20 protein-coding genes and 1 tRNA gene are annotated in these 23,707 nt (G+C 72.2%); 17 read left to right on the top strand and 4 right to left on the bottom strand.

From position 1 onward, the window contains the following. The first annotated feature begins 50 nt into the window (after positions 1-50). The 9 genes from ABTZ99_RS29140 (at position 51) to ABTZ99_RS29100 (ending at position 12,824) form a co-directional block, all read left to right on the top strand. The gene (locus ABTZ99_RS29140) at positions 51-635 is read left to right on the top strand and encodes a hypothetical protein (protein WP_499615673.1); all 585 of its coding nucleotides are present in this window, start codon (positions 51-53) and stop codon (positions 633-635) included. Positions 636-680: 45 nt separating this feature from the next. Next, positions 681-1,289, top strand: a complete 609-nt coding sequence (locus ABTZ99_RS29135; protein ID WP_498779280.1) for a hypothetical protein — start codon at positions 681-683, stop codon at positions 1,287-1,289. A 90-nt stretch (positions 1,290-1,379) separates the two neighbouring features. Continuing rightward, positions 1,380-2,348 (top strand): hypothetical protein, encoded by a 969-nt coding sequence (locus tag ABTZ99_RS29130; protein ID WP_499615670.1) that lies wholly within the window; start codon positions 1,380-1,382, stop codon positions 2,346-2,348. Positions 2,349-2,474: 126 nt separating this feature from the next. After that, positions 2,475-5,237 carry a type I DNA topoisomerase gene (topA, locus tag ABTZ99_RS29125; RefSeq protein WP_498779283.1) on the top strand — a complete coding sequence of 921 codons (2,763 nt, stop codon included), beginning with the start codon at positions 2,475-2,477 and terminating at the stop codon, positions 5,235-5,237. A gap of 13 nt (positions 5,238-5,250) precedes the next feature. Further along, complete coding sequence (locus ABTZ99_RS29120) at positions 5,251-5,712, top strand: hypothetical protein (protein ID WP_498779285.1); 462 nt, start codon at positions 5,251-5,253, stop codon at positions 5,710-5,712. Positions 5,713-5,796: 84 nt separating this feature from the next. Then, the gene (locus ABTZ99_RS29115; RefSeq protein ID WP_499615667.1) at positions 5,797-7,824 is read left to right on the top strand and encodes a bifunctional MFS transporter/dTMP kinase; all 2,028 of its coding nucleotides are present in this window, start codon (positions 5,797-5,799) and stop codon (positions 7,822-7,824) included. 20 nt (positions 7,825-7,844) lie between these two features. After that, positions 7,845-9,044, top strand: a complete 1,200-nt coding sequence (locus ABTZ99_RS29110; protein ID WP_498779288.1) for a DNA polymerase III subunit delta' — start codon at positions 7,845-7,847, stop codon at positions 9,042-9,044. 265 nt (positions 9,045-9,309) lie between these two features. Then, the gene (locus ABTZ99_RS29105; RefSeq protein WP_499615664.1) at positions 9,310-10,404 is read left to right on the top strand and encodes a patatin-like phospholipase family protein; all 1,095 of its coding nucleotides are present in this window, start codon (positions 9,310-9,312) and stop codon (positions 10,402-10,404) included. Further along, complete coding sequence (locus tag ABTZ99_RS29100; protein ID WP_499615660.1) at positions 10,401-12,824, top strand: protein kinase domain-containing protein; 2,424 nt, start codon at positions 10,401-10,403, stop codon at positions 12,822-12,824. Before ABTZ99_RS29105 ends, ABTZ99_RS29100 begins: the two co-directional genes overlap by 4 nt. Positions 12,825-12,828: 4 nt before the next feature. Here the strand turns inward: ABTZ99_RS29100 and ABTZ99_RS29095 are convergent, their stop codons facing one another. Further along, positions 12,829-14,424 carry a hypothetical protein gene (locus ABTZ99_RS29095; protein WP_499615724.1) on the bottom strand — a complete coding sequence of 532 codons (1,596 nt, stop codon included), beginning with the start codon at positions 14,422-14,424 and terminating at the stop codon, positions 12,829-12,831. Between the two features lie 126 nt (positions 14,425-14,550). Here ABTZ99_RS29095 and ABTZ99_RS29090 point away from each other — a divergent pair. Both ABTZ99_RS29090 and ABTZ99_RS29085 read left to right on the top strand, forming a co-directional pair. Continuing rightward, positions 14,551-14,624: transfer RNA gene (locus ABTZ99_RS29090), tRNA-Thr, on the top strand. Between the two features lie 188 nt (positions 14,625-14,812). Next, a complete protein-coding gene (locus tag ABTZ99_RS29085) occupies positions 14,813-14,992 on the top strand; it encodes a hypothetical protein (RefSeq protein ID WP_498779294.1) in 180 nt (59 codons plus the stop codon). On the opposite strand, the gene ABTZ99_RS29080 is transcribed toward ABTZ99_RS29085, so the two are convergent. After that, positions 14,979-15,929 (bottom strand): TIGR03617 family F420-dependent LLM class oxidoreductase, encoded by a 951-nt coding sequence (locus ABTZ99_RS29080; protein WP_499615657.1) that lies wholly within the window; start codon positions 15,927-15,929, stop codon positions 14,979-14,981. The two genes, ABTZ99_RS29085 and ABTZ99_RS29080, sit on opposite strands and share 14 nt — an antisense overlap. A gap of 37 nt (positions 15,930-15,966) precedes the next feature. Further along, positions 15,967-16,419, bottom strand: a complete 453-nt coding sequence (locus ABTZ99_RS29075; protein ID WP_498779297.1) for a DUF4442 domain-containing protein — start codon at positions 16,417-16,419, stop codon at positions 15,967-15,969. A gap of 128 nt (positions 16,420-16,547) precedes the next feature. Here ABTZ99_RS29075 and ABTZ99_RS29070 point away from each other — a divergent pair, with 128 nt between their 5' ends. Further along, entirely contained in the window at positions 16,548-17,063 is a 516-nt protein-coding gene (locus ABTZ99_RS29070; RefSeq protein ID WP_498779298.1) for a MarR family winged helix-turn-helix transcriptional regulator, read from the top strand. Then, entirely contained in the window at positions 17,063-18,733 is a 1,671-nt protein-coding gene (locus ABTZ99_RS29065) for an MDR family MFS transporter (RefSeq protein WP_498779299.1), read from the top strand. The genes ABTZ99_RS29070 and ABTZ99_RS29065 overlap by 1 nt, the downstream gene beginning before the upstream one ends. 71 nt (positions 18,734-18,804) lie before the next feature. On the opposite strand, the gene ABTZ99_RS29060 is transcribed toward ABTZ99_RS29065, so the two are convergent. Continuing rightward, the gene (locus tag ABTZ99_RS29060; RefSeq protein ID WP_498779300.1) at positions 18,805-19,308 is read right to left on the bottom strand and encodes an inorganic diphosphatase; all 504 of its coding nucleotides are present in this window, start codon (positions 19,306-19,308) and stop codon (positions 18,805-18,807) included. A 378-nt stretch (positions 19,309-19,686) separates the two neighbouring features. Between ABTZ99_RS29060 and dacB the strand changes: the two genes are divergently transcribed. The 4 genes from dacB (at position 19,687) to hpt (ending at position 23,591) form a co-directional block, all read left to right on the top strand. Beyond that, positions 19,687-21,039 carry a D-alanyl-D-alanine carboxypeptidase/D-alanyl-D-alanine endopeptidase gene (gene dacB / locus ABTZ99_RS29055; RefSeq protein WP_499615652.1) on the top strand — a complete coding sequence of 451 codons (1,353 nt, stop codon included), beginning with the start codon at positions 19,687-19,689 and terminating at the stop codon, positions 21,037-21,039. Positions 21,040-21,100: 61 nt separating this feature from the next. After that, positions 21,101-22,114, top strand: coding sequence for a zinc-dependent metalloprotease (locus ABTZ99_RS29050; RefSeq protein ID WP_498779304.1), 1,014 nt, complete (start codon positions 21,101-21,103; stop codon positions 22,112-22,114). Further along, positions 22,111-23,022: a tRNA lysidine(34) synthetase TilS gene (gene tilS / locus ABTZ99_RS29045; RefSeq protein WP_499615649.1), complete on the top strand. Its 912-nt coding sequence runs from the start codon at positions 22,111-22,113 to the stop codon at positions 23,020-23,022. Before ABTZ99_RS29050 ends, tilS begins: the two co-directional genes overlap by 4 nt. Before the next feature lie 17 nt (positions 23,023-23,039). After that, positions 23,040-23,591, top strand: coding sequence for a hypoxanthine phosphoribosyltransferase (gene hpt / locus ABTZ99_RS29040; RefSeq protein ID WP_360466193.1), 552 nt, complete (start codon positions 23,040-23,042; stop codon positions 23,589-23,591). Positions 23,592-23,707: the final 116 nt, after the last annotated feature.

Here is a 23,707-nt window from a genome sequence, read left to right as displayed (position 1 = left end):
TTCGGTGTCGCCCGGGATCGGAGTTGCACGCAACGATGGGGAGCACCCTGATGAGACTTCTGCCGCTGGTCGCCGCGACCACCCTGGTCGTGGCGGTTGCCGGGTGCGGGTCCGGGGGTGACTCCACCGCGCCCACGTCGTCGTCCGCGGCTCCGTCCGACGCGGCGGCGGTGGCGTACATGGACAAGGTGTGCACGGCGGCGGCGTCGTTCGCCACGGTGCCGAAGACACCGCCGCAGCTGGACGCGAACGACCCGGCGAAGCTGAAGGCCGACATGGGCGCGTACATGGGCCAGATGGCCGACGCGTTCACCCAGACCGCCACCAAGCTGCGCGACGTGGGCCCCTCGCCGGTGGCGGGCGGTGACCAGCAGGTCGAGCAGATGGCGGCGACGTTCACCGACATCGCGAAGAACTTCAGCGACGCGAAGGCGGCCATCGAGGCGGCGGACGCCAACGACCCGGTCGGCGGGTTGCAGGCCGCCGGGGAGGCCATCACCCGGCTGGATGATTTCGTCGCGCCGCTGAAGCAGCTGGAGGCGTCGCCGGAGCTGTCCTCGGCGGCCGAGAAGGCGCCGGCCTGCCAGGACCTGCGGACGCTGAGGCCGTCGGAAGCCGTCACGCCGACCTCGTAGTAGGTTGCCCCCTCACCTTTTTCACCCGATTTGGGGGGCATTTCCGTGAAGCACCGTGTCGCGCTCGCCGGCGTGTTCGCCGCAGTCCTCGTCACGTCCGCGTGTGGGGGTGGCGGCTCGTCCTCGTCGTCCGGTTCGACCGCGACCACCACGACCACCACGACCGCGGCGGCCACCGCCGACCCGATCGTGTGGACCGGCACGTTCTGCGAGGGCATCGCGCCCACCATCGAGGGCGTGCTGACCCTGCTGAAGACGATGTTCGAGGGCGGCGCCGAGGACCCGGCCGTGCAGAAGACCGCGCTGCTCGACTACAGCTCCAAGGCGGGCAAGTCGCTGACCGAGGCGGGCGCGAAGCTCGAGGACCTCGGCGCGCCGTCGCCCGAGAGCCAGGAGCTGCACGACGAGCTGGTCAAGTTCTTCACCGATTCGGGCAAGACGCTGACCGAGGTCAACACCGAGCTGGCGGCGCTGGACCCGGCCGACCCGGAGTTCGCCACCAAGCTGGAGCAGCTGGGCGGCGACCAGGCGGACCCGTCCAAGCTCCAGGAGCAGATCAAGAAGCTGCAGGAGGACCCGAAGCTCGGCCAGGCGTTCAAGGAGGCGCCGGAGTGCGTGGCGATGGCCGAGACGCTGAAGAGCCTCGGCAGCTGACACCGCTGGGACGCCTGAGGCCATTGGGGTACGTGGTTCAGCCCTTCGGAGACTGGCCGTGGTCGAACGTGTGTTCTACGCTGCGTCTTCGTGGGGCAATTGTCCTTCTACTCGGCCGAGGCGAGACAGCCTTGCGTCGGTGACCTGGCGGGCCTGCTGTGCGGGCCCGGCCGGGCGCTGGGCTTCGCCCGCGGACGTGCGGCCCGGGTGTCGGTGGGTCTCGACACCCGGGACCGGGCCGCCGCGGTGGTGGCGGCGCTGGCCGAGCGGGGCGTGCAGGCCCGGGTGGAACTCGTGCGGACGGTGCAGGTCGCGGCCGGGGCCACCGAGGACGAGCCCGAAGCGGCCGGACCAGGGGTGGACGAGCCGGCCGGGACCGAGGCCGCCGCGGCCGAGCCCGATCCGGACGAGATAGCCCCGGACGAGGTAGCCCCGGACGAGCCCGTTCCCGACGAACCAGTCCCCGACGACCCGTTCGACGAGCTGGTCGAACCTCTCGACGACCTGGGCGAGCCCCTGGACGAGCTGGTCGACGACGAGCCGGACGGGTTCGCGCCCGTCGTGATCGGGTCGGGCCGGCGCGGACCGGCAGCCGCCGAGCCGGAACCCGAGCCCGCGCCGGAGCCGGAAGCGGAAGCTGCCGAGGGCGAGACCGAGACCGAGACAGCCGAACCTGTGGTCATCGAGGCGTGGCAGGTCACGACGGCTTTCCGCACCGACCTGGCCGGGTTGGCGGCGCAGTGGTTCGATGGCGACCGCAAGGTCGTCCCGCCCGATTTCACGCTCGACGGCGCGGCCCTGCGGCTGTGGGCGCTCACGTCCGGCCGGTGGGTCGAGTCCGGCTCCGGGTACCTCCTCGGCCTCGACCCCGAGGCGCCCGACACGCACGAAGCGTTGCGAAAAGCATTGGCCATGTCGGGCCTGCCCTCGACACTCTTGACCGGGAAAGCCGGGGGACCGGCGTTGCGCGTCGCCGGCAGACGGCGGCTCGAACGGCTCGCCGAGCTGGTCGGACGCGCGCCCAGGGGCGTCGCGGAACGCACCTGGCCGGCCGCGTAGCGCGTCCTCCTGGCGGAGGATCCGGCACAGTTGTGTCACCCTGTCCCGACCAGGGCTGCCCAGCGGCGACGAAGGACAGTGCACACTGGCGGGTCGGGACACAGTGTTCGAAGAGAGCGGGACGGCGTGGCTGGATCGACACGGGCGAGGAAGACAAACGGGGGATCAGCGAGCGGCAACCGGCGGTTGGTGATCGTCGAGTCGCCCGCGAAGGCGCGGAAGATCGCGTCGTACCTCGGCAGCGACTTCGTCGTGGAGTCATCCAAGGGGCACATCCGCGACCTGCCCCGCGGCGCGGCCGACGTGCCCGCGAAGTACAAGGGCATGCCGTGGGCCCGCCTCGGGGTCGACGTCGACCACGGCTTCGAGCCGCTCTACGTCGTCACGCCGGACAAGAAGTCGACCGTCTCCGAGCTGAAAGAGCTGCTCAAGGACGTCGACGAGCTCTACCTCGCGACAGACGGCGACCGCGAGGGCGAGGCCATCGCCTGGCACCTGCTCGACACGCTGAAGCCGAAGGTCCCGGTCCGGCGGATGGTGTTCCACGAGATCACCGAGCCCGCGATCCTCGCCGCCGCCGCGAACCCGCGCGACCTGGACCAGGACCTGGTCGACGCCCAGGAGACCCGCCGCATCCTCGACCGCCTCTACGGCTACGAGGTCAGCCCGGTGCTCTGGAAGAAGGTCATGCCGAAGCTCTCGGCGGGCCGCGTCCAGTCCGTGGCGACCCGGATCGTGGTCGAGCGCGAGCGCGAGCGGATGAAGTTCGTCACCGCCTCGTACTGGGACGTCTCGGCGACCATGGACGCGGGCGAGGACGCCGCGCCCCGCACGTTCGGCGCCCGGCTGATCGCGGTCGACGGCACGCGCCTGGCCGCGGGCCGCGACTTCGGCCCGGACGGCAGGCTCAAGGCGGGTGCCGACGTCCGCGTGCTGGACGAGGCGCACGCGAGGGCCATCGCGGACGGCCTGGTCAACGCCTCGATGACGGTCTCCTCGGTCGAGGAGAAGCCGTACACGCGCAAGCCGTACGCGCCGTTCATGACCTCCACGTTGCAGCAGGAGGCGGGCCGCAAGCTGCGCTTCTCCGCGGACCGCACCATGCGCACCGCGCAGAAGCTGTACGAGAACGGCTACATCACCTACATGCGCACCGACAGCACGACGCTGTCGGAGACCGCGATCGCGGCGGCCCGCGCGCAGGCCACCGAGCTGTACGGCTCGCAGTTCGTGTCCAAGGAACCGCGCCAGTACACGCGCAAGGTCAAGAACGCGCAGGAGGCCCACGAGGCGATCCGCCCGGCCGGCGAGGTGTTCCGCACCCCCGGCCAGGTGGCCCGCGAGCTGGAGTCCGACGAGTTCAAGCTCTACGAGCTGATCTGGCAGCGCACGATCGCCTCCCAGATGGCCGACGCGCGGGGCAACACCACGTCGGTCCGCATCTCCGGGACCACGGCGGGCGGCGAGGACGTCACCTTCGCCGCCTCCGGCCGCACGATCACCTTCGCGGGCTTCCTGAAGGCCTACGTGGAGACGGTCGACTCGGAGGCGGGCGGCGAGTCCGACGACGCCGAGTCGCGGCTCCCGCAGCTGGTCAAGGACCAGGCGCTGCTGGCCGCCGAGCTGTCCGCGGACGGCCACTCGACCTCGCCGCCGCCGCGCTTCACCGAGGCGAGCCTGATCAAGACGATGGAGGAGCTCGGCATCGGCCGGCCCTCCACCTACGCCTCGATCATCAGCACCGTCCAGGACCGCGGCTACGTGTGGAAGAAGGGCTCCGCCCTGGTCCCGTCGTGGGTGGCGTTCGCCGTGGTCGGGCTGCTGGAGCAGCACTTCGGCCGGCTCGTCGACTACGACTTCACCGCCGCGCTGGAGGACGAGCTCGACGGCATCGCCGCGGGCCGGCAGGAGCGGACCACGTGGCTGTCCGGGTTCTACTTCGGCGGCAACGTCGGCCCCGAGTCGTCGGTCGGCCGCTCCGGCGGGCTGAAGAAGCTGGTCGGGTCGAGCGTCGAGGCGATCGACGCCCGCGAGGTCAACTCGATCCCGCTGTTCCCCGACGTGGAGGGCCGCACGGTCTACGTCCGGGTCGGCCGCTACGGGCCGTATCTGGAGCGCGAGGTCGAGGGCGAGGACGGCACGACCAGCGCGCAGCGGGCGAACCTGCCCGACGACCTGCCGCCGGACGAGCTGAACCGCGAGATCGCGGACAAGCTGTTCGCCACGCCGCAGGAAGGCCGCTCGCTGGGCAACGACCCGGTCACCGGGCACGAGATCGTGGCCAAGGAGGGCCGGTTCGGCCCGTACGTGACCGAGGTGCTGCCCGAGGCGCCCGAGGGCACCAAGAAGGCGCCGAAGCCGCGCACCGGCTCGCTGTTCAAGTCGATGTCGCTGGACACGGTCACGCTGGACGACGCGCTGAGGCTGCTCTCGCTGCCGCGCGTGGTCGGCAAGGACCCGGAGACCGGCGCGGAGATCACCGCGCAGAACGGCCGGTACGGGCCCTACCTGAAGAAGGGCACCGACTCGCGGTCGCTGACCAGCGAGGACCAGCTGTTCACGGTCACCCTCGACGAGGCGCTCAAGATCTACGCCGAGCCGAAGAAGCGGGGCCGGGCCGCCGCCGCGCCGCCGTTGAAGGAGCTGGGCGCGGACCCGGTCTCCGGCAAGCCGATGGTGGTCAAGGAGGGCCGGTTCGGCCCGTACGTGACCGACGGCGAGGTCAACGCGTCGCTGCGCAAGTCCGACAGCGTCGAGGGCCTCTCCGACGAGCGGGCGGCCGAGCTGCTGGCCGAGAAGCGGGCCAAGGGGCCGACGACGAAGAAGAAGGCACCGGCGGCCAAGAAGGCGCCCGCGCGGAAGAAGGCTCCGGCGAAGACCAAGAGCTAGGGGAGGCGGGGCGGTGGGCGACTCCGACGCGGGCCGGCTCGACGCCGGTCGGTCCGGCTACGACGGGACGCAGCCGCCCCCGCCCCCGCCGCTGTTCCCGGACCCGCTCGCGGGCCTGGTGACGGGCGAGCACCACGTGGCGAAGGCCGTGCCGCCGATCGCGCCGCCGACGCCGGCGCCCGTGCCGGAGCCCGGACCGGCGTACGTCGCGCCGAACCGTCGTGCGGCGGCACGCAAGCCGGTGCGCGCTCCGGCCCAGCAGGTGTCGGGCGAACCGGCGGCGCACGTGCCGCACGCGGGGCTGACCCGCCGTCAGCCCCACCAGGACGTGGCGGGCCCGACCTCCGGGCCGCAGGCGCCCAAGAAGGGCAAGGGCGGGCTGATCGGGTGCCTGGTGGTGCTGGCCGCGCTCAGCGGGCTGCTGTTCAACGTCGTGCGTGAGATCATCGAAGCCGTGGTCGACCTCGTGCGCTGATGTCGCTCAGGTCACCCGAACGGCGGATGTGGTCAGACGGGTGAATCGGTCCGGCTACCCTTACCGCCTGCACCATCGGCGGGGGTGAGCACCATCCAGGACGGCGGCACAGCGGCCTCGACCAGCCACCGGATTCGCAGCGTGTTGGCGATCCGGCCGTTCCGCAGGCTCTGGGGTGTCACCTATCTGTGCAGCGTTGGTGACTGGTTGTCACTACTGGCCTTGACCGGCCTCGTCACCAAGATGATGGACAGCTACCAGTGGCAGAGCTTCTCGCTCAGCCTGGTCGTGCTGACCCAGCTGCTGCCCGGCATCCTGTTCGCCCCGCTCGGCGGCGTGCTCGCGGACCGGTTCGACCGCCGCAAGATCATGGTGGTCTGCGACCTGCTGCGCGGCGGCCTGTTCATCTCGATCGCGCTGGTCGGCACGGCGTGGTGGCTGTTCATCGCGAACTTCCTGGTCGGCTGCTGCGCGATGCTGTGGATCCCGGCCAAGGACTCGGCGGTGCCGAACCTGCTGCGCCGGCCCGACCAGGTGGAGACGGCCAACCAGCTCGGCCTGGTGATGACCTACGGCATCTCGGTCATCTCCGGCGCGGGCCTGTACTCGATCATCTCCGGCATCCCCGGCTACCTCGGCCTGCAGAACAGCGACCTCGAGTTCCGCATCGCGACCATCGCGGTCATGGTCAACGGCGCGCTGTACGTGACGTCGGCGATCATCGTGGCGACCCGCATCCCGGAGCTGTCCGGCCGGATCGCCGCCGTCAAGCGCACCCGCGAGAACGGCGAGGCGCCCGGCTTCTTCGCCATGCTGCGCGACGGCATGAAGTACGCCGCCCGCACGCCGCTGGTCCGCGGCCTGGTCATCGGCATGATCGGCGCGTTCGCCGCGGCCGGCGCGGTGATCGGCACGGCCACCCCGTACTCGCTGTCGCTGCTGGGCGGCGACTCCACGTTCGGCCTGCTGTTCGTGGCCGTGTTCGCCGGGTTGGCGCTGGGCATGGCGACCGCGCCGCGGATGGCCCGGCGGCTGCCGTACGACCGGCTGTTCGGCGTGACGATCCTGGTCGCGGGTGTGAGCCTGCTGTTCGTGGCGTTCGCGCCGCACCTGTGGGTGGCGCTGGTCGCGGTGGCGTGCGTCGGCGCGTCGGCGGGCATGGCGTTCCTCACCGGCCTGACCATCGTCGGCTCGCAGGTCGAGGACGCGATGCGCGGCCGGACCGTGGCGCTGCTCCAGTCGCTGCTCAAGATCGTGCTGTTCGCCGCGTCGGCCACCGCTCCGCTGCTGGTCACGCTGGTGCAGAAGCGCACGGTCACGGTCTTCGGTCACCCGATGGTGGTGGACGGGACCCGGCCGGTGCTGTTCGGCGCGGGCGTGATCGCCGCCCTGCTGGGGCTGATCGCCTACCGGCAGATGGACAACCGGCGCTCCGAGCCCTTCCTGTCCGACCTGCTCGCGGCGCTGCGCGGGCGGGCGCGGCGGACCGCCGGCGTGCTGATCGCGGTCGAGGGCGACACCCGGCAGGACACGTCCGTGCAGGCCAGGCGGCTGGCCGAGGCGTTGCGCGAGACCGGCCGCGAGGTCGTGCTCGCCTCCGACCCGGACCTGGACGAGCAGCGGTTGCGCAACCTGCTGACCACCGCCGACCTCGCCGGGGTGCGGGCGCACGCCCTGGTGGCCGCGGCCGTGCGGGCCGACGTGGTGGAGCGCGAGGTGCGGCCCGCGTTGGACAACGGCGCGCTGGTCGTCATGGAGCGGTACGTCGACAGCCCGCTGGCGCACTTCAGCGCGGCGGGCAGCGTGGAGCCGCGCGAGGTGGAGGGCCTGGTCGACTGGGCCACCGGCCGGCTGCGGCCGGACATGACCGTGCTGCTGGACCGGATGCCGCCCAAGGTGCGGGCCTCCGGCGGCACGCTGGACACCGTCGAGCACCACTGGCGGGTGCAGAAGCTGCTGACCGACATGGCCTCGGCGGACCCGGAGCGGTACGTCGTGGTCGACGCCGACGGCACCGAGGACGAGGTCGCCGCCCGGGTGCGGACCGCCGTGCTGCCGCTGCTGGCCCGGCGGACCAGGATGCCGGTCAAGCCGGTGGCGGAGACGCCCTGACGGATCGGTACGGTCGCCTGGTGAGCGGTGGTGTGTGGGGCGACGTCGTCGGCCAGCCGGAGGCGGTCGCGGTGCTGTCGGCGGCGGCGGAGGCCGCCGCGTCGATCGTGGCGGGTGGCACGCCGGCGTCGGGCGCGATGACGCACGCGTGGCTGTTCACCGGGCCTCCCGGGTCGGGGCGCCTGGTCGCCGCACGGGCGTTCGCCGCCGCGTTGCAGTGCGTCGCCGTGGACGACCGGCCGGGCTGCGGCTCGTGCGCCGGGTGCCACACGACGGTGGCCGGCACGCACGCCGACGTGCGGGTGGTCGCGCCCGAGGGCCTGTCGATCTCGGTGGCCGAGATGCGGTCGCTGGTGCAGGTGTCGGCCCGGCGGCCGACGTCGGGGCGGTGGCAGGTGGTGATCATCGCCGACGCCGACCGGCTCACCGAGGGCGCGGCGAACGCGCTGCTCAAAGCGGTGGAAGAGCCCCCGGCACGGACCGTGTTCCTGCTGTGCGCGCCGTCGGACCACCCCGAGGACGTGTCGGTGACCATCCGGTCGCGCTGCCGGATCGTGTCGCTGGCGACCCCGCGCACCGCGGCGATCGCGTCGGCGTTGGAGCAGGAGGGCGTGGCGCCGGAGGTGGCGTCGTGGGCGGCCTCGGTGTGCGGCGGGCACGTGGCCAGGGCGCGGCGGTTGGCCACCGACGAGGAGTCGCGGGCGCGGCGCGAGGCGGTGCTGCGGATCCCGACCGCGTTGCGGCGGCCCGCGGACATCTTCACGTGCGCCGACCAGCTCGTCTCGGCCGCCGAGGGCGACGCGCAGACCGCGAACGAGAGCCGTGACGTGGCCGAGCGCGAGGCGTTGGAGACCGCCATGGGCGCCGGCGGCACGGGCAAGGGCACGGCCGCCGCGTCACGCGGGGCGAAGGGCGCGTTGAAGGACCTGGAGAAGCGGCAGAAGTCGCGGGCCACCCGGACCCAGCGGGACTCGCTGGACCAGGCCCTGGTCGACCTGGCCGCGTTCTACCGGGACGTGCTGGTGACCGCGACGGGCGCGCGGGCGGTGCTCAACCACCCGGACCGGGCGGAGGACGCGCGCGCGGCGGCGGCGCAGTGGTCGCCGGAGTCGACGTTGCGCCGGCTGGAGGCCGTGCTGAACTGCCGGACCGCGCTGGAGCTGAACGTGAAGCCGCGGATCGCCATCGAGGCCATGCTCACCACGCTCCAGCGGGGCTGACCGGTTCGCCCGCGACGGCGGTCCCGCGTTGTTGCCGATTCGGGTGGAATTGATCGGATAAGACGACGGGACAACCGCAGAATTGCGGACGTGGGGCGGTCCTTTTCCAGGTGGACAGGTTATTTCGGCACCACGACGCGGTGGCGGATTCGGTCGTCGAATCGTTCGGATAATACGTTCGGGTGATGGCGGTTCGACCCGGGCCGGAGTGGGCGGCGCTCTACTACGTTGATCTCGTAGCAGTGCTCTCCGGAGAGGTCTTCGCATGTCTCGGATCAATGGCCGACGCCCCCGGTTGCCGCTGCTCGGCGTGCGCCCGCTCGCGGCGCGTCCGCCCGCCGGACTGCCGTGGTCTCCGACCCACCCCGTGCTTGAAGTGCTGCGCGCCCGCCGTGCGGCGGGCAGCAAACCCGGTGCGCGCGAGGACGGGTTCAAGGTCGGGCTCGCCATCGAGGGCGGCGGACTGCGCGGGGTCGTCTCCGGCGCGATGCTCACGGCGGTGGAGGACCTCGGTTTCGCCGACGCGTTCGACGACGTGTACGCATGTTCGTCCGGCGCGGTCAACGGCGCGTATTTCATCACCAGGCGCACTTGGTTCCCGCTGTCCATCTACTTCGACGACCTGACCGATCCGGTGTTCCTCGACTTCCGCCGGGTGTTGCGGCGCGAAGGGCCGATGAACCTGGCCTACGTGTTCGAGGAAGTGCTGGTCCGGCGCAAGCCGCTGGACTACGCGGCGATCATCGCGTCCCCTCAGCGGTTGCACGTCATGGTCACCGACGTCGACGCGCTGCGCACGCTCGACGTCAGCGATTTCTCCTCACCGGAGGACCTGCGGGAGGCGTTGCGGGCGAGCACCTGGTTACCCCTGGCGATCAAGGGCACCACCACTTTCCGGGGCAGCCGCGCCATCGACGGCGGCGTGCTGCGCTTCCACCCGTTCCGGGCCGCCGTCGACGACGGGTGCACGCACGTGCTGTCGTTCAGCACCAGGCCGATCGCGCCGCCGAAGAACGGCGTGTCGGTGGTCAACCGCCTGGTCGCGCGCCACCTGGAGAAGATGCGCCCCGGCCTCGGCGCCGGGTTCACGGCCTCGACCGCGGAGTACCTGACCGAGGACCGGCCGTACCTGGCCCGCAGCCGGCGGGACCCGGACCCGTCGCCCGCGGTGCTGGACCTCGCGCCGCTGCCCGGCACGCCCGAGGTGAAGCGGCACGAGGTCGACCGGGGCAAGCTGCTCGACGGCGCGCGCTCGGCGTACCGCATGCTCCACCTGGCGTTGGAGGGCGTCGACGCGGAGGTGGTGCCGAGGCTGACGGTCGTGCGCCCGAGCCCGGCGGCCGGGGAGCCGGCGTTGTGAGCGGGACGCCACCGGCCCGGCAGCCCGACGTGGAGACCCTGAGGCAGGTCTTCCGCGAGATCACGGCCCTCGACGCGAAGGCGGCGGACACCGCGCGGCTGCGCCGCGTCCGCGAGCTGTGCCCGGCGGTGGAGGACTGGCGGCGGCTGCTGGCCGCGATCCCGCCCGACAAGCTGTCCTTCCAGCTCGACGTCGGCGTGCAGCGCCTGCGCGCCGTCGACTCGTTGACCCGCTGGTGCGGGAACTTCAAGACCGGCCGGGTCGGCGGGCACACCCGGCGGGACGCCGAGACGCACGGCTACCTCTCCGTGCTGCTGATGACGCTCATCACGATGGAGGACTCGGCGCGGTCGGGCAACGGCCCCGGCCGGAAGCCGGAGGCGCACGACTGCGACGGCCTGTGCCGGCAACTGGTGCGCGACGCCTCCGTGCGCGCCGCGCTGCTCGGCCTCTACGCGCCCGACGCCGGTGACCGGTCCGACGAGCGCGCCGTGCGGGAGTGGCAGCGGATCCGGGAGGCGGAGCTCGAGTTCCACCGGCACGGCTCGACCTCGTTCATCCTGCGCGGGCTGCCCGACGAGTCGGCGGGTCGGCGGATCCGGTTCGCGCTCAAGTGCGTGCTGTTCCCCTACTCGAAGATCCCGGTGATCGCCGAGAAGACCCGGACCTACGCGCGCGACCACAACGCGCTCGACGTCGACGGCAGGCCGGTCCAGCACATGGTGCGGGTCTGGGCGAGCACGTCGCACTGGATCCTGATGGACTTCGCCGAGGGCAACACGCTGGCGGAGGAGATCCAGCGGATCAAGGACGACTCCGCCACCGTGGCGCTGGGCTGGCGGCGCGCCCCGGTCCGCTCGCCCGCGGGCAACGTCCGCCTCGACATGATCCGCAAGATCGGCCTGCCGCTGGTGACCGCGCTGGCCGAGCTGCACTCGCGGGACAAGAGGCACGAGGACCTGTCGCCGACGAACATCATCGTGCGGCGCCGCGACCCCGGCGCGGGCGGCGGCGAGTACGACGTCACGTTCGTCGACTTCGGCCGGAACTACCTCTACAGCGGCGCGGTCGGCGGCCTGGAGAGCGGGCAGGGCGCCTACGTCGCGCCGGAGGTGCGCGAGAACGGCGACGACGTCACCAAGGCCGACGTGTACTCGCTCGGCCGGATCCTGATCGCGCTCGGCGACGTCGGCGAGAACCGCGACGGCACCATCCCGGACCGCTTCTACGGGCAGGCGCCGCTGCTCGCGCGGTTCATCGAGGACCTGATCGACGTGCGGCCGCAACGGCGGCTGCTGGTCTTCCCGATCGCCGCCGACGACCCCGACGTCTACCGGGTCCTCGGCCAGGTGCTGGCGCAGGAGCTGGACGTCACGCAGGCCGCCCTGGTCGAGGACCCCCAGCTGCGGCCCCACGCGATCCCGGACGACCGGCAGTCGGTGGTGGCGATGCTGTCGTCGCTGTTCCCGCCGTCGCGCGAGCCGAAGAAGAGGCGGCGGATCTACCGGCTCCGCAAGGCGCAGGGCGTGCTGGCGGACCCGCACCGGTCGATGCACGCGCGGTGGCTGCTGACGTTCTCCGTGCTGTCGTCGATCAGCTTCGCGCTCAGCCTCACCGTGTGCGTCTACTGGTTCCTCCGGGACATCGGCATCGACGTGCTGGGGCCCGCCGACCAGCTCGTGCTGCGGCTGCTCGGCGCGCGGCCCGACGTCATCCCGCTGCTCGACGACCTGCGCCGGCCGGGCTACGAGCTGGGCCGGGTGTGGGAGAACCTGCCCGCGCGGATCATCGGCGTGAGCTTCGCGCTCGCGTCGGCCCGCTACTACCAGAACATCCTGAGCGGGCTGACGACCCGGGTCGCCGACTCGCCGGGCGCGCCCCGCCCGGTGCTGCGGTTCGGCGCCGAGCTGTGGATGAGGATCATGTCCATCTGGGCCTCGTGGCTCATCCTGGGCGTGAACCTGGTCGACGTCCGCTGGTGGCCGATCGGGACCGCGGTCGGCTACACGGGGGTGCTGTTCTCCAACATCCTCTGCGCCCGGTTCGCGACGGAGCAGCTCGCGCGGGCCAGGCGGCACGGGCTGAGCACCGTGCCGCCCGAGCACCAGAAGATCACCGGCCTGGACGGCTTCCGGCAGTGGGGCCCGACGATCACGTTCTACGCGATCACGGTGTGGACGTTCGCCGTCCTGATCGTCCAGGGCGTGCTCAACGACACCTACGTGTACGCCGCGGCCGTGGCGCTGGTGAACATCGGCCTGTTCTACGTGATCAAGACCGGGGTCAACGCGCTCGACGTCCGCACCGGCCTGAACCGGTGCTTCCTGGCCGCCGAACGGCTGCGGTACGAGGCCGACCGCGACCGGCGGCTGCTGCTCCCGGTCGACCGACCCCGGCCGGTGCTCGCGGACATGGGGTGACGCGCTACGCGGTGGACGTGCGGTCGGGCGTGCCCGGGTCGGTGCGCCGCACCGGGCGACGGGTCGGCAGGGCGGCCACCAGGACGACGCCGACCAGCAGCAGCGCGGTGCCCGTCCAGAAGATCGGGACGGTCCGGTAGGCCGCGTTCGTGTAGGCCAGCGGCTCGCCCTTCTTCGGCGGCGCGGCCTGCCCGCCGCCACCGGGCGGCGGCTGCGACGGAGCGCAGACCACGCCGCCGCTCGGGGCCGCCGCGCGCACGATCTGCTCACCCAGGGACACCTGTGCCAGCGCCGCCGGCAGGTTCGGCAGACCGAGGGCGTCGGTCGGCAGCAGCTGGAGGTCGAGCAGGCGCGCGGTGGCCCCGAGCATGAACCCGTTGATGGTGGGACCGCCCTGCTGGAGCGGGCCGTCGATCACCACGTCCTTCTGGTTGAGCTGGGCGACCTGCAACCGCAGCACGCCGATGTCGAGCTTGGGCAGGCCGTCGGCCACGGCGCCGACCAGCGGCAGCTCCAGGCCCGGCGCGACGCCGATCGGCACGTCCAGCTTCGGGTTGGCCGCGTCGAGCGTGCCCAGCTCCTTGCCGCCCTGGCTGACGCGCAGCACGGGCGCGGTGTAGGTGATCCCGGACGTGGCCCGGTCGCCGGTGGACAGGGCGACCAGCGTCGGCTGACCGACCACGTCGATGCGGATCTCCGCCGCCGTGCCGGCGAGGAGGCGGACGCTCGCGGCCTGGAGCGTGGACGTCGACCGCACGGCCTTGTTCGGGCTGCCGGGCAGGTCGACCAGGTCGACGGTGGAGCGGGCGCTGAGCGTCTCGGGCAGGCTGAGCAGCGAGCCGTCCGCGCCGGTGTCGGGCGTGCCGGAGAGCAGGCCGCCCAGCCGGCTCAGCGGCGCGGTGAGCTGCTTGACGTTGTCGATCAGGGCCTGCTCGGCGGCGGCGTCGAGCTTCGGCGCGCCCCCGGTGAGCAGGCCGGTCAGGTCCGGCGTGCTGGGCAGGGTGGGGATGGCGTTGAGGACGCTCAGGGACGCGACGGAGGTCTTGGCGTCGGCGAGGGGCTGCACGCACGGGCCGAGCTCGTCGTGCCAGCGGGCGTGCACGCTGCCGTCGAGCAGGCCGACCTTGAGCAGGGTGTCCAGCGGGGTGGCGGGTGGCGTGAGGCCGCCGGTGACGGGGGCGGCGTTGTCCGGCGACGCGGTCTGCACCAGCGTGCCCGGTGTCTGCGGGGCCCGGCCCTGCACCGCGAAGCCGAGCGGGGACGCCTGCGCGATCGACCGCTCGTAGGACAAGAACGCCTCGGTGTTGGCCTGGGCGGAGGCGAGCCCGACGCCGATCTCGGCCGCCGACTGCTTGGGCAGCTGCTCGCCGAAGCCCGGCAGGATCGTGTTCGTCGGCGTCGAGTCCGGCGCGAGCCTGACCACCGCCAAGCCGGTGCCCGCGTCGCCGATCGCGTGCGTGCGGGGCGCCGGTCCGGCGGACACCGGCGGCTGGCCCGGGTCGCGCGGACCGGGCACCGGCGTGGTCGTGGGCTGGGCGAGGGCGGGTGCGGCGCAGAGCGCGACCAGCGCGGCGGCGACGGGCACGGCCATCAGGCGCATGTGGTCGGACCTCCAGGACAGCGGCGGTCGTCGTGCGGTGCTCACGTGAGCACCGTCACTTGTCGCTCTAACGACCATCCCCCCGTTCGGTGACGCCGGAGGGGTCGGCTATAGTTGTCGCGTCTCGCCGCCTTAGCTCAGTCGGCCAGAGCGGCTCACTCGTAATGAGCAGGTCATCGGTTCGATTCCGATAGGCGGCTCGCGAGATGCGAAGGCCCCGGGCGTCCGTCCGGGGCCTTCGCCACGTCCGGGGCACGTGTTCGTTCCCGTGCCGCTACCGTCGGGCCCTTGCCCGCTACCGTCGGGTCGACGACGCTGCTCCATCGGGGTGACCTTTTCACCATTGGCGTCAGCCGTGGGTCACCGTGTCGTTGCCACCGTGGAGGTGATGGCGATGGTCACGATGGTCGTGCTGACGGTGCTGGCCCTGCCGCTGGCCGTGCTCGCGGCACGCGTCGGGCGTCGGCGCTGGGTGCGGAGGCGGACCGTGGCGCGGGTCCGGGCGGAGTTGTTCCGGCACTGGGTGATGCGCGACGAGCCGAGCGGGCGGCACCTCATCCGGTCCTGACGACCGGCGCCGCGATCCTGGTGATCACGTCGCCGTAGCGGCGGGTCAGCTCGGCCTTCGCCGCGGCGGGCGGGCCCACGACGGCGAAGGCGGCCAGGACCTCGTCGGTGACGGCGCCGGCCATGTCGTCCCACCGCTGCCGCCGGGACAGGTGGTGCAGCTCCTCGTGCAGCTCGCCCCAGCCGTGCAGGTCCAGCACCCGGCGGTAGGCGGGCGTCGAGCCGTAGAACGCGATCTGCCGCCTGACCTCGGCCACGCCCCGCTCGTCGCACGCCACCAGCGACGGCCCGCTGATCTCCAGCCCCGCCAGGGGTTTGCCCGCCTTGGCCCGGCCGCGCGCCAACGCGGGCAGCGTCACTTCGCGCAGGTACCGCTCGGTGGTGAAGGAGTGGCACAGGAACCCGTCCGCCACCTCGCCCGCGACCTCGGTCATCAGCTCGCCCACGCCGGCCAGCCACACCTTCGGCGGGCCGTGCGGGTTGGGGCCGGGGTCGAAGAACGGCGTCATCAGCATGTGGGTGTAGAACTCGCCGCGGAACCTCAGCCGCTCGCCGGTGGCCCAGCTGTGCCAGATGGCGCGCAGCGCCAGCACGAACTCGCGCATGCGCGCGGCGGGCCGTGACCACGGCATGCCGAACCGCTTGGTGACGTGCGGCTCCACCTGCGAGCCCAGGCCGAGGTGGAACCGGCCGCCCGACAGCAGCTGCAGGTCGTTGGCCTGCACGGCGGTGCTCATCGGGTTGCGCGCGAACGCCACCGCGATCGCCGTGCCGAGGTCGAGCCCGTCCACCCGCCCGGCCACGCGGCCCAGCGCCAGGAACGGGTCGTGCCTGGTCTCGGCCAGCCAGAAGCCGTCACAGCCCTCGTCCGCCGCCGCTCGTGCCGCGGCCGACACGGTGCGGGGGTCGTACTCGATCTCCAGGCGGTCCACCTTCACGGCGCCCGAACCTACCCGCGAGCGGCGCCGGGCCGGGTCAGCGGTTGGGGCGCAGCGTCCACACGACGGTCATCTCGCCCGTCGTCACGCCGTTCGCGTCGGTGATCGTCACCGCGACGGGGAACTCCGGCCGCGTGCCCGCCTCCAGCTCGGCCACGACCTCCGCCGCGGGCCGGCCCAGCACCGCCTCGGCGCGCAGGTCGCCCAGCGCCAGCTTCTTGTAGGTGATCTCGGACCGCACCACCAACGGGGTCGCCTTGGCCAGGTGCGGCGCGAACGCGGCCATCACCACGGCGCCCGACGCGGTCTCCGCGACGCCGAACATCATCGCCGCGTGCGGTCCGCCGACGTGGTTGCGCAGTTCCTCGCGGTCCGGCAGCGCGGCGACCACGCGGTCGCCCGTGACCTCGGTGAACTCCACGCCCACGGTCTTGACCCACGGCACGGCCTGCTTCATCGCGTCGGCGACGAACGAGTGGTCAGCGCTCATGGCCGCTGATGCTACCCGCCGGTAACCATGAGACCCGAGTCACCGGCAATTCGTTTGCCATGTCACCCGTCCGAGCGCATGCTTGTACTCAGCAACTAGTTGGTTGATGCAAGCAAACGGAGTGTGCGATGGCGACCCCGGTGGGTGACGAGGTGCGGGTCGACGAGCTCGCCATGGCCGACCGGCTCGGCATGGCGTTGGTGCGGATGAACAAGATGCACGCCTGCGTCGCCGCGCACATGAGCAAGGCCGGCCTGGACAAGGCCTCCTTCGTGCTGCTGGCCAACCTCAACCACCTCGGCCCCTCGCGGGCCGGCGCGTTGGCGGAGGCGGTGTTCTCGGACCCGTCCACGGTCAGCCGCCAGGTGGCGACGCTGGTCAAGGACGGCCTGGTGGAACGCCGGGCCGACCCGGAGGACGGCCGGGCGAGCGTGCTGGCGGTGACCGAGGCGGGCGAGCGACTGCTCGCCGAACGCCGCGCGCAGCGCAACGTCGCACTGGCCCGCCTGTTCACGGACTGGTCCCCGCGGGAGTGGACCCAGTTCATCGAGTACTTCGAGCGCTTCGTGGGGGACTACGAGAAGGCGCTACCGGATTTCATCGCTGAGAGCGGACTGGGGCCGCGCTCAGAAGAGGAGAAGTGATGTCGGAAACGACAACCCGAGCGGACGCGCCGCCACCCGGCGCGGCCCTGCTCACCCACCGGCAGATCCTGACGATCCTGTCGGGCCTGCTGCTCGGGCTGTTCCTGGCCGCGCTCGACCAGATGATCGTGGCCACCGCCATGAAGACCATCGCGGACGAGCTGCACGGCCAGACGCTGCAAGCCTGGGCGACGACCGCGTACCTGATCACCGCGACGGTCTCCACGCCGCTGTACGGCAAGCTGTCCGACATCTACGGCCGCAAGCCGATGTACCTGACCGCGATCACGCTGTTCCTGGCGGGCTCGCTGCTGTCCGGCATCGCGAACTCGATGTACGAGCTGGCCGCGTTCCGCGCGGTGCAGGGCCTCGGCGCCGGCGGTCTGATGTCGCTGGCCATGGCGATCCTGGCGGACATCACCTCGCCGCGTGAGCGCAGCCGCTACACCGGCTACTTCATGGCGGTGTTCGGCATCTCCAGCGTCGCGGGCCCCGTGGTCGGCGGCCTGTTCGCGGGCATGGAGTCGTTCCTGGGCACGGCCGGCTGGCGCTGGGTGTTCCTGATCAACGTGCCGATCGCGCTGGTCGCGCTCGTCGTGGTGGCCAAGGTGCTCAACATCCCGCACCAGCGGGTGAACCACCGCATCGACTTCGTCGGTGCGGGCCTGCTGACCACCGGCCTGGTGCCGCTGCTGATCGTGGCCGAGCAGGGCCGCGGCTGGGGCTGGGCGTCGGGCACCTCGATCGCCATGTACGTCATCGGCGTGCTCGGCCTGGTCGGGTTCGTGCTCACCGAGAGGCGGATGGGCGACGAGGCGCTGCTCCCGCTGCGGCTGTTCAAGCGGCAGACGTTCGCGCTGGGCAACGTCATCAACTTCCTGCTCGGCGTCGGGATGTTCGGCGGCATGGTCTCGCTGCCGCTGTACCTGCAGATCGTGAAGGGCTACTCGGCCACCGAGTCCGGCCTGATGATGCTGCCGCTGACGCTCGGCATCATGTCGGCGGCGGGCACGAGCGGCAACATCACCGCCAAGACCGGCCGCTACAAGGTGTTCCCGATCATCGGGTTCGGGCTGATCACGGCCGCGCTGTTCGTCTTCAGCACGGTCGGCACGGACACGCCGATCTACCAGCCGCTGGCGCTGATGTTCTTCCTGGGCGCCGGGCTCGGCCTGTGCATGCAGACCCTGCTGGTGGCCATCCAGAACGACGCCGAGCCGCGCGACATGGGCGTGGCGACCTCGTCGGCCACGTTCTTCCGCCAGATCGGCGGCACGGTCGGCACCGCGGTGTTCCTGTCGATCCTGTTCAGCACGGTCGGCGACAAGATCGGCGACGCGCTGCGCTCGGCGGCGGCCACGCCCGACTTCCAGGCGGCGCTGGCCCGGCCGGAGAACCGCGAGTTCGCCGCCGGCCTGCAAGGCGGCGGCCCGGCGTTCGACCTGGACAACACCGAGTTCCTGACCAAGCTGGACCCGGCGCTGGCGCGGCCGTTCCTGGACGGCTTCTCCTCGTCGATCGACCTGGTGTTCCTGGTCGGAGGCCTGGTGACGGCGATCGGGTTCGCGGTGATCTGGTTCCTGCGCGAGGTGCCGCTGTCCAACCGGTCCGGCCTGGAGCGGGTGCAGGACGCGCAGGGCGAGAAGCCCGCGCCGATCGCGGCGCACTGACGCCTCGGCAACGCCCGAAAGCGCAAGAGGCCCGTCCCCGGAACCGGGGGCGGGCCTCTTCGCGGATCAGCTCAGTGGTCTTCGCCGCGGGCCACGGCGTCCTTCAGCCGCTGGTACGAGCGGACGATCTCGGCCTCGGCCTCGGTGCGGCCGACCCACGTCGCGCCCTCGACGCTCTTGCCCGGCTCCAGGTCCTTGTAGACCTCGAAGAAGTGCTGGATCTCCAGCCGGTAGAACTCGTTCAGGTGGTGGATGTCGCGCAGGTGCTCCGAGCGCGGGTCCTCCGCCGGGACGCAGAGCAGCTTGTCGTCGCCGCCCTTCTCGTCGGTCATCCGGAACATGCCGATCGCGCGCGAGCGGATCAGGCAGCCGGGGAACGTCGGCTCCTGGACCAGCACGAGGGCGTCGAGCGGGTCGCCGTCCTCACCGAGCGTGTCGTCGACGAACCCGTAGTCCGCCGGGTACTGAGTGGCCGTGAACAGGGTCCGGTCCAGCCGGATGCGCCCCGTCTTGTGGTCCATCTCGTACTTGTTGCGGACCCCCTTGGGGATCTCGATGGTGACGTCGAACTCCACTGCGCGGTCCTCGCTCGTCTTCGCCGTTCGTTACGCCACTAGTGTGGACTACGTCGTCTCGTCAACCCCTTGCCGAGGGTGTGACGTTGCCCGTACTCGACCGCGGAGGACTGCGTGCCCGACGAGCCATCGTGGCCGACCTTTGACGGTGACGAGGTCGACCGCGAGCCGCCGACGGTGCAGGTCAGACGGCCTGACCCGCCCACCGTGCGCATGCCGGCGCCGGTGCCCGCCAAGCCCGTGAGGGTGCCGCCGAAGCCCGTCGCGCCGCCCTCGCCCGCGCCGCCGACCGAGATCAAGTCGGAACCTGAACCGGTCCCTGAACCGATCACGGAACGTGAAGAGCCGTCGGTTCCGACGCGGCGGAAGCGCCCGTTCGTGTTGGGTGCGGCGGCGCTGCTCGTGGTCGCCCTCGCCGGCACCGCGCTCGTCGGGACGCAGCAGGGGTGGTTCGACGCCACGCCCGTGCCGACGACCGCCGCGCCGCTGCCGCCCGCGCCGGTGTCGTTGGCGATGAAGGGCGTCGGCGCGGACGGCAAGCCGGCCACGGCGGCGGGCGTGCGCGCGGTGCTGGCCGGTCCGGCCGCGAACGGGCTGCTGGCGCCGTTGTCGGGCGTGGTGGTGGACCCGGTGGCCGGCACGCCGCTGTGGAACCAGGGCGAGACGACGCCGCAGACCCCCGCGTCCACGATCAAGGTGCTCACCGCCGCGGCGGCGCTGCTGGCCCTGGACCACCGGGCCCAGTTCTCGACGAAGGTCGTGCGCGGGGCGCAGCCGGGCTCGGTCGTGCTGGTCGGCGGCGGCGACCCGACGCTGTCGTCCCGGCCCGCCGGCGAGACGACGGTCTACCCCGGCGCGGCCACGATCGACGACCTGGCCGCGCAGGTGCGCGCGTCGGGCGGCCAGGTGACGCAGGTGCAGTACGACGTGTCGCGGTACGCGGGTCCGGGCACCGCGCCCGGCTGGGACCCCAGCGACGTGCCGAACGGGTACGTGGCGCCGATCGAGCCGGTGATGCTGGACGGCGGGCGTGGCGACCCGACGAAGTACGACACGCCGCGCACGGCGACCCCCGCGGCGGTGGCGGCGCAGGCGTTGGCGCAGCGGTTGGGCGTGCCCGCGGTGGCGGCGGGCGTGGCGTCGCCCGCCGCGGAGGTGCTCGGCGAGGTGAAGTCCGCGCCGGTGGACCAGCTGGTCGAGAACCTGATGCAGATCTCGGACAACGTGCTGGCCGAGACGATGGCGCGGGAGGTGGCCAAGGCGCGCGGCCTGGAGCCGTCGTTCGCGGGCGCGACCCAGGCGGTGCGGGACGTGCTGACCGAGAACGGGTTCGACCTGTCGACGTCCACGATCGTGGACGGCAGCGGGTTGTCGCCGAACGACAAGGTGCCCGCGAAGCTGCTGGCGGACGTGCTCGTGGCGGCGGCGAAGCCGGACGCGTCCGACCCGAAGACGGCCAAGCTGCGGCCGTTGCTCACGGCCCTGCCGGTGGCGGGCGGCAGCGGCACGCTGGCGACCCGGTACGAGCAGTGGGGCGCGGGCGGCCGGGGCTGGGTGCGGGCCAAGACGGGCACGCTGACCTCGGTGAACACGCTCGCGGGCGTGGTGGTGGACGCGGACGGCAGGCTGCTGGTGTTCGCGTTCATGTCGTTGAGCCCCGAGCAGAACAACTCCTTGGTGCGCGGCGCGCTGGACGAGATGGCCGCCGCCCTCCGGACCTGCGGCTGCTGAACGCTCAAGACGTGGACGCGGGAGTGTCGGCCGGGCGGTCCCCGCAGGTAGCGTCAGGGGCGTGAACCCGGCGACGCAGGACCGCAGTGCCCCGGTCGATTGGGCCCTGGCCGTCACCACGGCGACCAGGCTCGTCCGGCCCGGCCCGATCGTGCCCAGAGCCGAGGCCGACATCGCCGTGCACCGCCTGCGCGAACTCGCCGTGGACGCCGAGGTGCACGTCCGCGAGCTCACCGGCCTCGGCCACGGCATGCCGCTCCAGCAGGGCGAAGTGGTCGACCGGCCGGCGTGGGTGCGCGCCGCCGTGCAGGGCCTCGCCGCCCTCACCGACGGCGCGCTGCCCAAGCAGTCCGGCGCGCTCAGCGGTGTCCTCGCGGGCACGGCGGGCGTCCAGGCGGGAGTCGTCATCGCCTTCCTCAGCGGCCGGGTGCTCGGCCAGTACGACCCGTTCTCCGAGGGCGGCAGGCTGCTGCTGGTCGCGCCGAACATCGTCGGCGCCCAACGGGCCCTCGACGTCTCCGGCGAGGACTTCAGCATGTGGGTCTGCCTGCACGAGGGCACCCACCGCCTCCAGTTCACCGCCGTGCCGTGGCTCGCCGAGCACTTCGCGGGCCTGGTCGCCACCCTGCTCGGCAGCATGGACGAGGGCTCCGCGCCACGCCTGCGCGACCTGCCGAAGCGGTTGCGCGAGTCGGGTGGCCTGGTGGAGCTGCTGCAGAGTCCCGGCCAGCGCGAGGTGCTCGATCGGCTGATCGCCTTGTCGACGTTGCTGGAAGGCCACGCCGACCACGTGATGGACGCGGTCGGCCCGGACGTCGTGCCGTCGGTCCGCACGATCCGCGAGCGCTTCACGGCCCGCCGCCAGGGCGGTGGCGTGCTGGACCGCGTGCTGCGCACGCTCCTCGGCGTGGAGGCGAAGGTCCGCCAGTACGCGGAGGGTGCGGCGTTCACCGGGCACGTCGTCGACGCGGTCGGCATGGACCGCTTCAACACCGTCTGGACCAGCGCCGACACCCTGCCGACGCGTGCGGAGATCGCCGACCCGGCCGGTTGGCTGCGTCGCGTCCAACCGTGAACGGACCGCTCGCCGAGGTGCGCACGGCCGTCAAGCGCTTCCTCGCCGAACACCGGCCCGACCCGGTCGCGGTGGCCGTCAGCGGCGGCGCGGACTCGCTCGCCCTGGCCGCCGTCACGGCCGGGCTGACGCGGGCACGCGCGGTCGTCGTGGACCACGGCCTGCAAGCCGACTCGGCGCAGGTCGCCGAACGGGCCGCGAGCACGTGCCGCGAGCTCGGCCTGGTCGCCGAGGTGCGCCGGGTGGAGGTCACCGGATCGGGTGGACCTGAGGCCGCCGCGCGCAAGGCCAGGTACGCCGCGCTGAGACCGGAGCGCGGGCTGGTCCTGCTCGGCCACACCAGGGACGACCAGGCCGAGACCGTCCTGCTGGGCCTGGGTCGCGGCTCGGGGCCGCGCAGCATCGCCGGCATGCGCGCGCACGACCCGCCGTGGGGCCGTCCGCTGCTGCGGGTCTCCAGGGCCGTGACGGAGGCCGCATGTGACGAACTCGGCCTCACGCCGTGGCGCGACCCGCACAACGAGGACCCGCGCTACACCAGGGTCCGCCTGCGCCGCGAGGTCCTGCCGCTGCTGGAGGACGTGCTCCAGGGCGGTGTGGCCGACGCCCTCGCCCGCACCGCCGCCCACCTGCGCGAGGACAACGACGCGCTGGACGAGCTGGCCGAGGCGTTCGACGGCGACCGCCGGTCGGTGGCCGACGTCGGGCGCCTGCCGACCGCCCTGCGCCGCCGCGTCCTGCGCCGCTGGCTGCTGGAGGAGAACGTGCCCGAGTTGTCCGACTCGCACCTGCGCCGGGTGGACGCGCTGGTGAGCGAGTGGCGCGGGCAGGGCGGCGTGTGGCTGCCCGGCGGCTTTGTGGCGCGGCGCGCGCATGGCAGGCTGCGAGTGGAACCAGTGCAGTCATGACAAAAGGGGAACCGTCCGTGTACGACGGCGACATCAGTTCCGTGCTCATCAGCGAGCAGGAGATCAGCGACAAGGTCACCGAGCTGGCCAACAAGGTCGCGGCTGACTACCCGGCCGACGGCGCGAACGACCTGGTGCTGATCACCGTGCTCAAGGGCGCGGTGATGTTCATGACCGACCTGGCCAGGGCGTTGCCGGTGCCGGTGCAGCTGGAGTTCATGGCGGTGAGCTCCTACGGCTCGTCGACCTCGTCCTCCGGCGTGGTGCGCATCCTCAAGGACCTCGACCGGGACATCGCGGACCGCGACGTGATCATCGTCGAGGACATCATCGACTCCGGTCTGACGCTGTCGTGGCTGCTCAAGAACCTGGCGTCGCGCAAGCCGCGGTCGCTGGAGGTCTGCACGCTGCTGCGCAAGCCGGACGCGGTCAAGGTCGAGGTGCCGGTGAAGTACGTCGGCTTCGAGATCCCGAACGAGTTCGTGGTCGGCTACGGCCTGGACTACGCCGAGCGCTACCGCGACCTGCCCTACATCGGCACCTTGGACCCCAAGGTCTACTCAAGCTGAGCACGTGAACGGGGGCGGCCCCGACCGGACCACCCCCGCGAGGTCGCGTCGGTCGTTCGCGTCCTCATTCCCGGCGATCACGCTTTTCGATCGTCGGGAATCAGGGCGCGAACGAC

Origin of the sequence: Actinosynnema sp. NPDC002837 (assembly GCF_040295345.1) — a bacterium.
Classification (GTDB): Bacteria; Actinomycetota; Actinomycetes; order Mycobacteriales; family Pseudonocardiaceae; genus Actinosynnema.
The sequence above is the reverse complement of the archived record's forward strand: the minus strand, read 5'-3'. Positions and strand labels throughout refer to the sequence as shown.

Excerpts from the sequence above, each read along its gene's own strand:
- ABTZ99_RS29140 (WP_499615673.1), top strand. The coding sequence starts at position 51 with ATGAGACTTCTGCCGCTGGTCGCCGCGACCACCCTGGTCGTGGCGGTT.
- ABTZ99_RS29105 (WP_499615664.1), top strand. The coding sequence starts at position 9,310 with ATGTCTCGGATCAATGGCCGACGCCCCCGGTTGCCGCTGCTCGGCGTG.
- ABTZ99_RS29095 (WP_499615724.1), bottom strand. The coding sequence starts at position 14,424 with ATGCGCCTGATGGCCGTGCCCGTCGCCGCCGCGCTGGTCGCGCTCTGC.
- ABTZ99_RS29085 (WP_498779294.1), top strand. The coding sequence starts at position 14,813 with ATGGCGATGGTCACGATGGTCGTGCTGACGGTGCTGGCCCTGCCGCTG.
- ABTZ99_RS29075 (WP_498779297.1), bottom strand. The coding sequence starts at position 16,419 with ATGAGCGCTGACCACTCGTTCGTCGCCGACGCGATGAAGCAGGCCGTG.
- ABTZ99_RS29070 (WP_498779298.1), top strand. The coding sequence starts at position 16,548 with ATGGCGACCCCGGTGGGTGACGAGGTGCGGGTCGACGAGCTCGCCATG.
- ABTZ99_RS29065 (WP_498779299.1), top strand. The coding sequence starts at position 17,063 with ATGTCGGAAACGACAACCCGAGCGGACGCGCCGCCACCCGGCGCGGCC.